The organism is Vibrio sp. 1-2 (7-a) (genome assembly GCF_013048515.1).
Taxonomy (GTDB): Bacteria; Pseudomonadota; Gammaproteobacteria; order Enterobacterales; family Vibrionaceae; genus Vibrio; species Vibrio diabolicus.
This window is the reverse complement of sequence record NZ_VHSQ01000015.1, coordinates 26,029-41,339: the sequence shown is the minus strand read 5'-3', so window position 1 is coordinate 41,339 and position 15,311 is coordinate 26,029. Positions and strand designations below refer to the sequence as shown.

Annotated in this window: 11 protein-coding genes; all 11 read right to left on the bottom strand. The window is 47.0% G+C overall.

Annotation, left to right across the window (positions count from 1 at the left end):
* Positions 1-118: 118 nt before the first annotated feature.
* Entirely contained in the window at positions 119-1,954 is a 1,836-nt protein-coding gene (locus FKN08_RS21490; protein WP_164666990.1) for a hypothetical protein, read from the bottom strand.
* On the bottom strand, positions 1,951-2,889 hold the full coding sequence (locus FKN08_RS21485) for a hypothetical protein (RefSeq protein ID WP_164666991.1): 939 nt from the start codon (positions 2,887-2,889) through the stop codon (positions 1,951-1,953). Before FKN08_RS21485 ends, FKN08_RS21490 begins: the two co-directional genes overlap by 4 nt.
* Positions 2,889-3,122: a hypothetical protein gene (locus FKN08_RS21480; RefSeq protein WP_164666992.1), complete on the bottom strand. Its 234-nt coding sequence runs from the start codon at positions 3,120-3,122 to the stop codon at positions 2,889-2,891. Before FKN08_RS21480 ends, FKN08_RS21485 begins: the two co-directional genes overlap by 1 nt.
* The gene (locus tag FKN08_RS21475) at positions 3,100-4,317 is read right to left on the bottom strand and encodes a hypothetical protein (RefSeq protein ID WP_164666993.1); all 1,218 of its coding nucleotides are present in this window, start codon (positions 4,315-4,317) and stop codon (positions 3,100-3,102) included. The genes FKN08_RS21480 and FKN08_RS21475 overlap by 23 nt, the downstream gene beginning before the upstream one ends.
* Positions 4,317-8,030 carry a hypothetical protein gene (locus tag FKN08_RS21470; protein ID WP_164666994.1) on the bottom strand — a complete coding sequence of 1,238 codons (3,714 nt, stop codon included), beginning with the start codon at positions 8,028-8,030 and terminating at the stop codon, positions 4,317-4,319. Before FKN08_RS21470 ends, FKN08_RS21475 begins: the two co-directional genes overlap by 1 nt.
* Positions 8,027-8,644, bottom strand: coding sequence for a hypothetical protein (locus FKN08_RS21465; RefSeq protein ID WP_164666995.1), 618 nt, complete (start codon positions 8,642-8,644; stop codon positions 8,027-8,029). Before FKN08_RS21465 ends, FKN08_RS21470 begins: the two co-directional genes overlap by 4 nt.
* Entirely contained in the window at positions 8,637-9,050 is a 414-nt protein-coding gene (locus FKN08_RS21460) for a hypothetical protein (RefSeq protein WP_140365105.1), read from the bottom strand. The genes FKN08_RS21465 and FKN08_RS21460 overlap by 8 nt, the downstream gene beginning before the upstream one ends.
* Entirely contained in the window at positions 9,047-9,370 is a 324-nt protein-coding gene (locus FKN08_RS21455; protein ID WP_140365106.1) for a hypothetical protein, read from the bottom strand. The genes FKN08_RS21460 and FKN08_RS21455 overlap by 4 nt, the downstream gene beginning before the upstream one ends.
* Before the next feature lie 200 nt (positions 9,371-9,570).
* A complete protein-coding gene (locus FKN08_RS21450; protein ID WP_164666996.1) occupies positions 9,571-13,971 on the bottom strand; it encodes a tail fiber protein in 4,401 nt (1,466 codons plus the stop codon).
* Between the two features lie 2 nt (positions 13,972-13,973).
* The gene (locus FKN08_RS21445) at positions 13,974-14,408 is read right to left on the bottom strand and encodes a hypothetical protein (RefSeq protein ID WP_164666997.1); all 435 of its coding nucleotides are present in this window, start codon (positions 14,406-14,408) and stop codon (positions 13,974-13,976) included.
* Between the two features lie 47 nt (positions 14,409-14,455).
* Positions 14,456-15,310 carry a hypothetical protein gene (locus FKN08_RS21440; protein ID WP_140365109.1) on the bottom strand — a complete coding sequence of 285 codons (855 nt, stop codon included), beginning with the start codon at positions 15,308-15,310 and terminating at the stop codon, positions 14,456-14,458.
* Position 15,311: the final 1 nt, after the last annotated feature.

Below are 15,311 nucleotides of genomic sequence, written 5' to 3'. Positions count from 1 at the left end.
AACCCCAAAACCATGGGGGTGGTTTCCCAATTTCAGACCAACCAACCCCCAAAACCATGGGGGTGGTTTCCCAATTTCAGACCAACCAACCTCAAAACCATGGGGGTGGTTTCCCAAACTAAAGCGCTGAACGTTTCGCGGGTAGAACGGATAACGGGGAGTAAACCCATTCTTGGAAGTCAGCCAAGCGCATAGACACAACGGACCCAAGCCCGGTCCAATCATCACTATAGTTGGATAGATAGGCTCGCTTTGCCTCGGTTGGACTATGAAAACCCAACATGACTTTGTGCTCGTCAAATTCGCCCGTCTCTGGCTCTACTTGGTTGATGATATAAACGTATTTCGGAGATTCGTTTTCACCTAAGAACACATCAATTTCATCACCGTCAGCTCCTTGTGAGTTTGCGATAAAACCGTAATGATGATTCATTCGTGTTTTCCACTTGGTTCCGTTGGCATCTGTACCTTTGCGATCACTGCCTTTCGGGTTTTCTACTTCAATAGGCAAACCAGCAAACTTCAATGACCCGGTAGCGTAGTTGCCACTTTCTAACTGTTCTTGGCTCGGTTCTGGTAAGTCATTTTTAGGCGAGGTCGCCGCTCGGTTCGCCAATTTGTCTATTTTGGCTGACTCGAACATAAAGCCACTTTGCCCGGAACTTTGCTCTTCTAAGCGCTGGCCAACTTGTGCAAGCACTTCAATTAGCGTCACCTCACCGCCGCCAAACATATCACCAATAGCGCTACCATCTTTGCGTAGCTGTTCATTGATAACCGTGGCTAACTCTTTGAACGCTTCAGCCATGCGTTTAGCGCTGCGGTTGTTCGCAGAGATAAAGCGAGCAAGCGCTTCAACTTCAGGATCGTTGTCACCAAATAAACCAGATTGCGCGATTAGCTCGTTAATGTCCTGACCGCTGTCTTTTGCCTGTCTGACCAGCTCTGTTGCGCTCACAAGCGAGTTAAGCGCTTTGTCGGCTAATGACTCGTCTTGCGACTCAATGCCACCTACAAGACCATCTGAAACGGATTTATGCACCACACCATTTAGGTACTGCATTTCAACAAACTGGCCCGCTGAACTGTTTAAGGCGTTCAGGATGTTTCTGATTTCAGGATCGGGTTCTTCAGCCACCAGCTTAACCAGCCTGTCATTCTTATAGGCTTTGGCAAAAATTGCGTTTTGCATCCTATCTAAAAGCTGACGGGTAGGGCGACCATCTGCCGTTACTAAGCCCGCCGCCGATGTGTCGCCTAGCGCACGCATGAAAGATTGCACAAACGGCTGATTACTGCGAGCCAGCAAACTACCAGACTCCGACGGCTCGAATTGCGCCATCATTTTATCGTCCATCACTTCAGCATCGACCCAAGCGGTTTCAGCTGCGCTCATTTGCTGCAAGTCTGATAAGTTAGAATCACGCGCAAAGGTGGCGCGGTCCATATCCGTTAGACGCTCACGAACTAAAACAGGCGACGTCATGCTTTGAACGGTTGCCGATTTAAAGCCAAATCGTTTCGCATTGTCGACAAGAAACTGGCGATACTCTTCCCCTTTATCTGAAGAGTAGGCTTTCAAAATTGCCAGCGTTCGACCGTTGCCTGACTCTACAACCAAATCAGGACCAACAATCGGCGCACCGTGCGAACTTAATCCGCTATCAGTTAACTGAGCGGGCCTTAAGTTATTCGCCATCTTACTGATCTGCATAACGGACGCTTGGCGCGTTCGGTCGCGTGGCTGTAGTTCTTCAGGGAACGCCGGGTTAATTTTCCCGTCTGGTGTGTTTGATGGAATAAGCTGATCGGCTTCCACTAATTTAAATGCGGTTTCGACTTCATCACCTTTGGCTGTCACAACAAAACTCGCTCGGCCTTGCTCACTGGCACCGTCAAACAGTGCCAGTAGTTGTTTAAATGATGAAGCCCGCTTAATTGCGGTCAATATCATGCGGCCACCTCATTGCTATCGGATAGCTCGCTTTGATGATACTCAAACCATTTGAGCGTCCCTTCTTTTAGCTCTTCTAGGCTTAACTTATCTTTGAGCAATTCAAGTACACGACGGAATGCGCTTTTCTCGCTTGACGTGTATTCACCTGCAATGAACTTATCCGCCATCGAGCTTCCCTGTTGGCCCTTAAGCTCCGCTATTTCTGACTGAATGTTGGCTAGACGTTTTGGGAAAATTTCTCCCGCTCTCCACAAACCACCCAAGCCATCATAAGCAGCAGCCGTAGGACCGAAATCAAGAATAGCCTCACGCATTTCGAGCTCTTGCGCTTTTGTTGGCAACTTGCCTTCCTTGTCGCGCTTAACCATGCCGTTATAAGCATCAATCGCTTTTTTAAGCGTTTCAGCTTGCGCCTCATAACCTGCAATCTGCTCACCCTTAACATCGAATTCGACTTGGGATTTTCCTTTCTCTCTTTCCTTGTCGTACTCATTCTTAACCAACTCAAGAGAGTCCAGTTCTGCAATAATGTGGCGGTTAACCACCATTACCATGTCAGAAAACGAGGAATAACGGTCAGAGTAATCAAATACATCAGGCTTTTTATTCAGAGACTTGGATGTGTCATTTGTGACACTTATTTCCCCACGTTCGCGGTTAACCTTAACGTATATAACCACTTCGCCATTATCGACCTGACGTTTAATCTCGATATCTGTTGCTGAATGGCGAGTAATCTCTGCATTAGGGATATCGTCACCAATCTTAGGCCGTGCGGCACCGTCTTTTACACTGGCCTTGAGCTCACGCAGAATAGAAATACGCTCTTTGCCCTTTTGGATCCGTTCAAGTATCGGCAAAGACTTGTCGCTCAACTCTTTTAACAGGCCGTTTAGCTGTCTGCTTAACTTAAGTTTTGCTTTTAAGTCCATTAGGCCACCTCTACTGCAAATCCAAACATGAATGCCTTAAACATAAAGTCCTCTGGCGAAATCTTGTTGCTGTCATCTGGCATATGGCCATACATATTAGGCACTTCATCCCAAGGGAATTGCATACCTAAATCATCAAACTCTGGCTCGCTCGGTTCGTTCATCTCGTAACTATCATAAAACGACACGAAACAATCTCTTTCGTCACTGCTAGTTAGTTTCAGTCGGATCATTACTACCTCTTGCTTTGTCGTGTAGATGAGCAATCACGCCCACAATGAACTCAAAATGTTCTGGATCGTTGACGGCTAATCGGCCTCTGGATTCATTGTCAATCAGAGACTCAATACCCATCGTGATTACTTCGGTTGCTCGAGCTCCATCAATGTCAAATGGATCGGCCTCGTTATAAAATTTGGTCGCGTATGGCGTGAATGCGCCATCGTCAATCGTGTACTCGTCAGGCGAATAGTTAACGCCCTTTTGAGAGCCCCACTTGTCTTGATAGATATCGCGTAATGATCGAATGCCATTGGATTGAGCTAGACGCTTTTTCAAGAAGTTCTTAGCCATGGCCAACACTTCAGGATGATCATGTTCAAGAGAATGACTAAGCTCATGCCATAGAACTCTCTTGGTAAAACCTTCACCGATACTGATAGAGCGATCAGAGTTGGAGTAATCCTGTCGCGCCTTTCTTACCGTGAAGTTGATTGGCTCACCAGAAAACGCCACCAGCGAATAAAGCTCACCAGCAGCAAGCATCAGCTTTTGCTTGGCCTTACCCGCACGCCCGGTAAAGTCGCCTTTACGTTGACGGGATAAGCGGTTGTTTGCCAACTTGTCGAACCCGGAACGCATCGCCATTTGATAGCCATCGTTGATACTTACTGGCGAATTTAGAGTGAGTTGATGAACAATCTCTGATAACTCTAGGCCCGCACTGACGTAATTCTCCCGGTGGATATCTCGAACCTCTTCATAGATACCAAACGTGTGTGTCGCTGAAGACTGCGCCCGGTCAGCACCAACAAGGCGGTAAACATCGTAGGCTTTGGCGTGCTTGGTAATGGCATCGAGCGTGCGCGTTTTCTTTGGTTTGCTCCATGGCTGGACCTCAATCAAATCGTTAATGCGCTCGTTCTCTTTAATTTGCTTGCCAATTTTGTCTTTGAGCGTGGTGTCTATCGTAATACCAAGCGACGCCATCAATTCGCGGCCCTTGGTTGCAACAGAATCCACTTGAACATGTTCGGCGTCTAAATCACTGGCCCCTTTCTTGCCTCTTAGCTCCGCAATGATGTTCAACCGTTCACGCGACCATTCCATACGCTTGAAAAGGGGCTCGGTGGCCCCTTCTCGTTTTAAGTAGGAAAGTATTTCCACGGCGCGAGCGGTTTTTTTAATTCGTTCGCTTAGTGGAAGCATTAAACCGTCACCTCCGATTGAAGCTCAACGAATCGAGCAAACGCAGCCTCTAGCAAGTCGTTGTGTTCGTCTAAGGTGCCCGCCGACTCAAACTTTTCATACGCTGTTTCGAAATCAGCTTGGTACTGCTCAATAAGATCTAGCGTGGCCTCTCCGGTGTAATCACGGATTGAACGTAGTTTTTCAACAAGCGCTTGCTCTTCAGTGTTGTTTTCCACTGGCTCTGACTCCGGTTCTGGCTGTTGGTCTGTGTATGTCTCAATAAACGGACGTTCGCCGCCGTTGTGCTCTAGGCGAATGCGTTGAGCGGTTTGGCGTGCGCCTTCAGAGTCATAACCATTGGCAAGTAGCGTGTCGTAAATATCGTCTTGGCCTTGGTAGTTCATCGAACCATTTTCCTCAAACCAGCCTGTTGTATCTAAGCCTTTAAGGATTGGCTTTAACGTATCTTCGATAGAATCATCGAACGGCAATTGGCTAAGTCCCTCGATGTAAATCCCGGCACGCTCTAAGTCGTCTTTATGAACAAACACTTCCTCGCGATCATCAAAATCGAGCAATACCGCTTGGTTAGAGTTAGGAAGAATTGAATCAATGATGTATCGACCGCTTCCCATATAAACAAGATCGTTCTTCTTCTTCAGTTCTAGCGTTGGCTGTGGTTCCGATTCCGGTTCCTGCTCTGGTTCTGGCTCCGGTTGTGGCTCTGGCTTCATGTAAGCAGCTTGAACGGCCTGTACAAGTCGCTCTGAATCTTCTTCGTTGTACATCGAGCGATCAGAGAAAAGCTGAACTAGGTTTTCTGGCTTAGTTTTAGCTACAGCCACCAGCGGCTTACCAAACATGCCTAGCTCATCAATAACGTCGTAAGTATCTTCGTTAAAGTTCACGGTGCCGTTTGACGTCTGAACTACTGGCGCATTGGGATCGTAATGCTCTTTGCTTTCTACCCATGAGTTAAGCGCTTCAATCCATCGCTTTTTGTTTTTCGGTGCATTTGAGCGCTCTAGCAAGTCGCCTCGAGCTCCTTCAGGGATCGAGTGAATGAGCGTTTCTTTGACCATTAACTTCGCGTCTTTAAGCGCTAGCACGCCATTTTGAACTGAGGTGATCAGTGCGCGAACTGAGCCGACAAAGTTGGAGTTGTTATCTTCATGCTGCTTTGTCTCTTCGCCTGTATCATCGAGGCCGCTAATCTCTGGCAAGCCTTGCTCTTTGCGCATCTCGTTAAAGTCTTCCAACCAATCTGTACCAATAACCTGATCGGCCAGCTCTTTAAGCTGAAGATCGGCAACGTAGGCTGATTGCAAAGCGTCTTTAACTTGGGACCAATCACTGAGGTTTTCAGCACCTTCTACTGGCGAACCTTCAGAGTACGTCAAATAAAAGTGGCCATCTTCGTGATAGTGGATGTCATAGTCACCATGAGGATTTAGCGCATCAATGCGATATAACGGCGACTCCACGTTAACAGTCAGGTACATCGTGTTATCAAGATTCAGCCCGGCGGTATCCAAACTTGAACGGTCAATATTCCAACCGCTCGCCATTCTCTTACCCTTCACCAGCTCTGACAGAGCGTTAATCGCTTTCTCGTTCTTCACTCGAACATCAGAGACGACAATCCCCATAGCGCGAGCTTCTTCCTCTAGCATTTGAGGCGTAACCAATGATAGAGACGCTTGCCATACTTTGTAGGCTTCTACATCGTTCTTACGCTCTTTGAATTCGGCTTGTTGGCGTAACACTTCCGGGAACGCTTTTTGGAAGCCATCTTTCGCTACCATTAGAATGTCATTGAGTTGAGCTTGAGTGATGCGCTCTAGGTCTTTTCTCTCCATCCAGTCATAGAAGAAGTTACGAACGATCAGCTCTGCCGCATCGCTATCGGCTAGTGAACCCTCTTCCGTTTGGCCTTGTTTTAACGGCTTTAACTCAAAGCTTTTGACCTGTTCTGGTGTTAGCTCTTGGGCGTAACCAATTGCGCCATGACGAATGGCCACACCCGCATTCGGGAACTGTGCTTGTGCCTCTTCAGCGTTGAGCACTTTCACCGCTTGAGCATCGCTTGGCGTGGTACCCATGCCATAAGGTCGAGCTTGTAGCCCGTACCAGTGCAACTCATCTTGCTCTTCTTGCACTTGGGTTTCGCCGCTTGCATCAACTTGTCGATTTGGAATGAGCGCTCCGCTTGCTGCTTGCTCGAGTCGTTCTTTTGAAAAGTTGTTTTCGGTCAGGTTGTCGATAACAGCTTGTGAGAACGTGCTGAAATCTCTAGGGCCGAAATGCTTCACGTCAGAGATACTATCGTAAACGCGAGTTTGAACATTCAGACCGCCGCCTAGTACGTACTCAACAGAGATGCCTTCTTCAGTGCGCGAGATGGTCACAAAGTTGTGCTCGTCGTACTCAATTACGTAATGACCGGTATCTAAATCTTTGCCCTTCATTTTGTTAAATGAATGGCCGTTAGATGGCGTGGTCGGCTGCGCCAAATAGCCATATGTATTGATCTGGTCTTCTGGATATTCCGTTTCGTTTGGCTCATCCTCTGGCACTGCCGGGACGTCGTTAACCTCACCAAGTTTCCAAATAGAATGACGCTTAGTGAATGCTGGTTTGTTGGCGACTTTGTTGTACTCGGCAATCATGGTAAGTATGTTGTTCACCTGCTCTTGATTACCTTGTCGCTTGAGCGTTTTCAGGCGATTGGCAAGGTTGCTTACAAACAGAGAACGGTCAAAACCTGCCAAGTTCGGATCATTGCTATCAATGCCTGAAATGTTCATCAAAGCCGTCAGCATGTTTTTGTTGCCATCTTTTACGACTACTTCAGTTGCAGCTTTGAATGCTGGCGACTCGAGTAACTTGCTATCGGTTGTCTTCGTTTGGCCATCTCCCGACGTTGCGCTCGAGCTCGATGCCGATTTTCGAGCTAATTGCTTGCGTAACTCTTCTTGGATTTCGTTTTGGTTGTTGATTTGCTTGGTAAGCGTGTTAATGCGCTTTTTCTTCTTCTCGTTTTCAGACTCAATAGAATCAAGCTGATCTGACTTTTCGTTAATGTCAGCTTCAATGCTTTCCATCTGTGCTTGAGCTTCTTCTAGCGCTTGCTTTTGTTCTTCGTTTTTCTTTTGGCGTGCGGCAAACTTCTCTGAGTTCTTTTCTACCAAGTTACTAAGCGCGAGCGCCATCTGTGAACGAGAGATATCACGACCGCCAGAAGGTGAAACGGCGTGCGTCACATCGCGGCTGTTTACCAAGAATCGGAACGCAATCAGCGTATCGTCTGCATTGATTTTTAGGGGATCGTTATCTGGTGCGTGGAACACTAAAGAGATGGACTGACCATCAGACAGATTAATCTTGGCCACTTGCACGGCCACTGAGCCACTTTTACGAGGCTTGCCAATCTCACGACCCGTTACCTCAATGCCCGCTGGCTTTAGGTACTTGTTTAGCGTGTTTGAAAAACCAATGATACGGGTTTCCAATCGGGCCGCTTTCGCCTTGATTGCTTCCAGCATCATATCTGGCAGCAATTCAAAGCCACCAGCATAGGCTTGCTCAATATCTACAATGTCGACGGATTCAAGCAGCATAGATTGAGTATCTTCACCCATGATGGCCGTCACTTCACCTTCAGTGAAAGGTTTTAGGAAGTGCTCCACTCGGTCGACAACCTTGATCTGCTTATTGTGTGAATACATCATTTCACTTCCTCAAGTTGCTTTTCTAATTCTTGGGTTTCTGTTTTTTCTGCGGCAAGCGTTTCAGACAATCGCGCAATTTCCTCATCCATGGAGGCGCTTTGCTGGCTCGCTGCATTTAACGATGCGACAACGGCTTGCTGGTTTTCTTGAAGCGCTGAAATGCTTGATTTCGCCTCTTCAAGTCGCTTGCTGACACTGCGAGTTAACGGCTTGCTGTTTGAGGTGTCTTTAATGGCTTTGTTGGCTTTACGTGCCAGCTGCTTGTCGAACTTGGCTTGGTTTCGCTTGAGCATGTTTGCCATGTCTCTTGCAAGCTCACGGTCGCTGGTGGCATCTGGCAACGGCTGTTTGGTTGAGTTGAGCTGAAGCTGATACACATCACCTTCAGAGCCAATGAAAAGCGTCATGCTTTGGCCATTCTCAAAATAGAGCTTGGCTTGCTTGACTTGCTGCATGTCTTTACGACGCGCTTTATTGTCGGCCTGAACGTCATTAACGGGCTCACCCGCTCGTTTTAGCTCGGTAATTAACGATTTAAGCCCACGTTCGGTCACATCATTGAAATCGACAACGACGTAACCTTGGCTTTGTCTCGATGCGAATAATCTACTCAATGTAAAATTCCTCTTGGTGGTGCGTGACAGTTGGGAAAATCTTGTACAGCGGATTTACCAGAGAACAAGAGCGCTCAATTTTGATGTCTAGTACCCATTCCCCCTGCGGCTTTTCCCCGGCCTCGAGCTCGAGTAGCTTGCGGTCAAACGTTAGGAATTCACTGTTTTCACCTGCATGCGAAAAGTCGAGTTTTCGCGTTCGAGTGATAATGGCTTTCGGACGCTTTTTACTGCGTAACGAGTAAGTCACGGTCCCACTGGTAATAGCTCGCTTGGATTGATAGCCGAGAACAAACCGAATCACTTCGGCGTCGTCCATCTGGTTAGCGTGCAGTATTTTTACTGTGTTTCGTTTAAGCAAAAATCGGTCAGCAATAGCTAGGCCCATCACTGCAAATTCCATCATCTGCTTTGCCCTCCGGTATTAAAGAATTTTGCTAACGTTTGGCTTGCTAGCTTGCGTATAAAGTTGATTGAGTCGGCCCCGTTGTTTGAGGCGATAAGCACAAAAGCACTGGTATAACCCGCTTCTACCCCTTCGCTCTCGCACATGTATGCGACAATCAAACCGACGACTAACGCCAGTGTTAGTTCGGTCAAAAAGTCTAGGAATCCACCAGCTAGACGTTGCTCGCGTATGCCTTGGAGATATGACCCAACACCGCTCAAAATGGACAGAGCTAGAACGCTAAAAGCAAAGCTCTCGCCAAAATCTATTACTGGCATTAAGTTCCCCTTTTATGTGTCTCTACTAAATTTTATTAGGAATTTGTAGGGGACAACAAACTTTAGCGTTACTTATTTTTTAATCACTCAAAAAGAGGTAAAAGCGTGTGAGATGGAAGAGTATGAATGGCGAAAAATGAGAAAGTTTGGCATGCCAAACTATTAAAAAAGGGACCAAATTGGTCCCTTTATGTTTCTTTCTAAGGCTTGATGTATCGGATCGAGAAGTGTGAACCTTTAATTGCTGTTGATGCACCCCTATCTAGGAACTGAATGAGCTCGCCGTAGTATAGTTTTCCTACCCATCGACAAGTAATCGTTGATGCACAATAGTCGTTAGTCAAACTCTCTGACTCTGAAATGATGACGCCGTTTTTTGTAATGGCAGAGTAAACCACTGCGTCATTCGTGGCGTTTCGGCGTCGTATCGGTGTCCATTCAATTTCGTAATAACCTTCGACACGAATATCAAATCCAGCAACCGGGGCGTTGTAGTTAACCAAGTCAAACGGATCGAGGTACTTCCCTACCCAATCTTTGTATTCCCATGTAGTAGAACCAACTGTGAGATTGCCCGCCTTTAGCTGTCCACCGCTACCAATAGCGGCCTCACCTGCGCGTGATGAAACGCCCGCCAACTTACTATCAACGTAGTCTTTACGTGTTAATGCGTTACTAGCCGAACTTTGAGCTGAACCTGCATATACATTACCGTCCTTAACGTCTACATACTTACTACGACGGTTAGTGTATAAGCGCATGCGACCCTCAGAGTTAGATAGGATCTGAATGCCAGAGCGGATATTGGTGCCATCATAGTAAGAGGCCAAAATCCAGTGGGCGGTTATACTATCTTTACAGTTGATGCTAAAGCCAGCTCGACCGTTGGCAGCCCATGCTGAATCCGTAAAGCTATTATCCATACGAACAGCATCATTAGAACCACTCCATGAGCCAACTGTCATTTCGCCATCGGTTCGTAGCAACGAATTACCGCAGAAAATACCAGAAGTGAACTCTCCCAAGTCATTAATACGCAACCAAGAACCATCTGTAGCTCTAATCCCGCTCTTACCACCAAAGTCCAAGGTTTTGTTTAAATTTACATTTACTCCCGAAGCGGCCACGATTGGATTGTAGAAATAAAAACCACCCGGAGCTTCTGTTTGTAGGTGGCACCATGAGGTGTTACGAGAGCCAATCCAAGTTTTCATTGAAGAGTAATCAAGCTCTAAACCCTTTCCGTCAACAGAGTTAATTGCTCCTAAATCTTTGTTGTATGACGTATAGCTAGTGACCATTCGCCCTTTTACAATACCCGCTGGCTGGCTTGCCCCCTTATTGCTAACGTATGGCGTAATGGCGTGACTGCACATGTATCGAATAAGAATGTTCGTACTGTAGGCACTACGTGTTTTCACATAGATTGCGTAATTATCGCCGCCAGTATTCACCCAACCAAATTCACTAAATGGCAAGCCGTTAGGATGGTCTGTGATCACTTGGCCATTTAGACCTTTAGGGTTGTTATTACTGGCTCGCAGAATCATTTGGTGTCGTGAAGATTGATAGTGCAAGTCAGTGTTAAAGCCAGCGCCACCAAAGAACTCAATAACCGCAGTAGAGCTTGATTGAGGCATCGTTACGTTAGCAACCAGACACCAAGAATTATCACTCCCTAGAGAGGTACGGACAACTTTGGTACGGTTGGTTGCCTCGGTGATCACCTTTTGTCCTTGAATCTTGATCGGGACATTGGAATTAAGCTCTGAGCGAGTCAGATCTAACTTGGCCACCCCTCCATTATGAGCACCACCCACCGCTATTTGAACGTAAGCGTCAGATGAATTAGAACCGTTGGTAAAGTAAACAGCACGGCGATTACCAATCACACCATATCCATCTAACTTAACTTGCTCGCTCGATGGAACGGTATTGCCAGCTTTTGTACCTTGAACCTCAACACTACGGTTAGACGATACCGACTCTGTTGCGTTCAGTGACCCGTACAATGTCGACTCACCGCCTTTGCGGATCTTTAAGCGGCTAGAAACATCAGACTCTACAATTTCAAAGGTGCCATCCGTTTTCGTTTCCACATGGAACCGCTTACCAGCATGGCCTAAGTGAAGTTGTGAGACGTTGCTTGCGCCCTCATCAATGAGTAAGCCACCAGTTAAGGTACCACCAGCTAAAGATAACGCACCAACATCCGAAGCAACGGCCCCTTTTGGTAGGGCGCCAATCTCGTCAGGCGTTGGTTTATATTGTGTGCTGTATAAATAATCCCAAGGTTGCCATTCGCCAGAGTATCGACTTCTGATAGCGATACGCCCGGTGCGAGAAGTAACACCATAAGGAATAGCAAGCTGAGTTACATTGCTTGTAGAACCATATGTATAGTTCTGGATATAAGCAAACCCTGTATTATTGTCAGGCTTGTTAATGGAGTCGCTGCGAGTTAAGTTTTTATATATGCCAGCTTGGTCAATATCATTAAAATCTAGCGTTTCACTGCTTGAGGTTTTGCCAGCAGCCTTATAGCGACCATCGTTTGGAAGACCAGCGACAGCATATGTAACACGGCTATCAATTTGCGATTGTAAGCTGAGTTTAATTGAGTCTACTTCTGACTTTGTGTGGTATCGCGAATCATGCGTGTGCGAGTCATCCCCCACCGTGACATTCAGCGTCACGTTTTTGCTGCCATCAAACGAGACAGAACCACTAACATCACCAGTCAGTTCCAGCGTACGGGCATTGGTCCACTTATCCGCATTTGGATGATAGTTGTCAGCAAAGACTCTCTGGCCAGTGCCCCAAGCTGTAGCATCACCTTTAGCAGACCATAATCTCATCGCACCGTTTTGCTTATCTAGCGTAATCGCATTGACATTGCCCCCGGTTGCGTCCGTGTACGTGTCAAACACCATCAAATCTTGATAGTCACTACTGCCCCTTTCGCCATTCATGCCTCGTAATGAAACAAAATAGACTTTCGCAGCGTGCTTTTTATCAAGACCTGTTGTGCTTGGTTTTACGTCACGGTCGTCAGTGGCCAGAATATAGCTGTGCGTATGGCTGTCGTTTTTAACTGCCGCAGAAAGCGTCACGTTTGCGCTGCCATCAAGAGATACCGAGCCGCTTAAATCGCCGTGCAGTGTGATTGTGCGAGCTGTAGCCCACTTGCTTGCGCTCTTGGCATTTGCACCAATCGCTAAGTAATAATTATCACCTTGCGCTTTGGTGATTTTGGTAAGAGCAAGATCGTAAGCCTTCTTAACCGCGCCCGCTGCCGCAAACTTGGTATTACTGGCATCACTCACCGAAGAGGTAAATCCGTAGTTCGGCACGTTACCCAAGCCAACTTGAGCTTTTGTTACGCCGTGTGGATTAGATTTATTGGCCTTGTGTTCAGCAATATTGTTGGTAATGACTGTTACCGCATCACCCTGATCCAATAACGCATCCCCAAGCTCTTTGATTGTGTCTAGCGCTTCAGATGCCGCACCACCAAGCAGATCGCTGATACGGGCTTCAGTATAGGCTTTTGAGTTGTTTTCTGCCGCAACTGCACGGTCATGTGCCTTTTTTACGGATGTTAAGCTGGCGTATACCGTTGAGCTAACGGTTGTTGCTGAATCGCTTATATTGCGATTACTCGGGCTAAATACTCGCGCACCGCTATCATGAACCTCGCCAGAAACGATGATATCGCCAGTTACCGCAACACCGCCGCCAGTTGTCATTAAGCGCGTTGTATTACTATGACGCAATTTTACGTATGGATTGGCACCGCCAACTACTGACAGAGAATTAACGAGGCTTCCAGACGCATTTTTAACCTGTAGATTGAAGCCTTTCCCTGCTGCATTTTGCTTTAAAAACAGATCGCCCGTTTTGCTTTCAATAACCGAGTTAGTGCCGTCATGATGCAGAGCTAGATCATCGCCGTTACCAAGTGACAGCTTATATGAATCACTAAGGCGAAGGTTGGCATTAACAACAGAATCAGCGTCGTTTCTGACGTATTGCTTATGGGGATGAGTATCAGATAAGTGAGAATCTAGATCATACCCGCCCAACATACGGCCATCAAAACTCAAATGCTCGGCAAGCAGCTGAGTTGCACTGTCGGGAATATTCGCCGTACACAAGATAACGTGGTGATCTTTCACTTGTGACTGAGGAAGCACCCGCACTGTTGCGGAATCAACGTCAGAATCCAAGTTAACCTGCTTGGTTTCAACACCAAACTGATAGAACGCCTCAAGCACGACATACATAACCTGCCCTGTTGGGATGTTAATCGCTATGTCGTTTTGCTGGCGAACGGTAAGCAAGTAGTCGTCACGCTCAACAAGAGCGACGCCGTATTTGACCTCGTTGCCGTCTTGGTTCTGCGTATGCTTGATATTCAGTGTTAAACCGTTGCCCGGTTCGCAGCTGAAGCCTCGGAACACTCCGGGACGAACAACACCACAAAATTTGCGGTTCAAGCTGGTGGACGTAAACGGCTCTAGATATTGGATATCGGTTATCAGGTCCAGCGTTGCCGAGTCGGACGCCCTTGGATTTAGAGTAATCGTCTCAATAGTCATGATTACCCCTTGGCCACTTGCAGCGCGTCAGATCGGGCTGTATCAATCACGATTTCAAGCGTAATACTACGATGCGCGTACAACCAAACAGGCTGCGTAACCGCTGCCGCAATCAAGTTGCCTTGAGTGTCCTTAATGCCGACACAAGAGAATTGCTTTTGAGTATCTAGTGCACCTGCCGGGATTGAAGTCGTGATAATGATCTTGCCATTAACATAGCTATACGCAGCGTTCGACGTATAAAACACGTTGGCAATGGATGCTTTATCGAGACTAATATCCATGGCGCTAGGTAGGCCATCAATTGTCTCGATAAGATCATAACCCCAATCAACTTGACCAAATTGAAAGAATGGCGCTTGGTTGGGAAGGCTGGATAAAGCCCGTAGATCATAATATTTATTCAGCAGCGTGCTGTTTTCTAAAACAACGGCCATAACACCTCACGGATGAGTTAGGTCGTTCTTTTAGGCGGGGGAGCGCGTTAATAATATCGTCTATCGAGCGCAATTGCATCACAAGGAACAGCATCACATCGAGGTGTGCCGTAAATAGGTGACGCCTTCACTTCATCGGTGGTAACAAGCGTTGTTTCAACTTCAAACGTACCCGGCGCACTACTTTCGCCTGTTTCAGTGACGCTATACGCTTCATCAACAATATGAGAGGTAACGGGACGGATAAAGTCGGCCACTTCCACCAGCCGTATATCAATGAAGTAGCTTTGCCCGTCACATACGATGCGAAGGGGAACGAGCGGGTAAATAACGCGACGTACCTTTTCCTCAAATTTAAGGATCTCTTCCTCTGACAATCCACCTGAGCCGCCGTAAATCTCGTTCATTGGGATACGAATGACCCCGCGACTTGTCATAAAAAAGTCGTCTTTTGTTAGCCCTTGCGCCTCGAAGTTGTCCATTTCATGTTGAGTAATAAACAAATCACCATATGGGTACTTTTCTTGGTCAATTGGCGCGTATAGTGGCTCCCAAGATACCTGCATCCCGGAAAACTCTCGCGTTAGCGTTGCCACCAGCGGATAGACAGTCTTTTTAAAGTGCACCTCATCTTGTCGGCGCATGATAACGTGAGGCAAGTCGGCCTCTTCAATCTCGTCCGAAATCGGGAAGACTTTTCTTAACTCTTCTGTGTCTTTGAGTAGATCCTTTCTCTCCATGTCGTAGAGCGAGTTTCTAGACTTTAATCGGTCCAAGTACCCTTCTACATGATCATGAATGCCTTGGGCGAGTGCGCCCGCCAGATCAAGCCAGCTTTGTTCGCTGGCTTTTGTTGATGTGAGCTGGCCTTGTAGCCATGATTTCAGCTCTGAAAGCGTCATT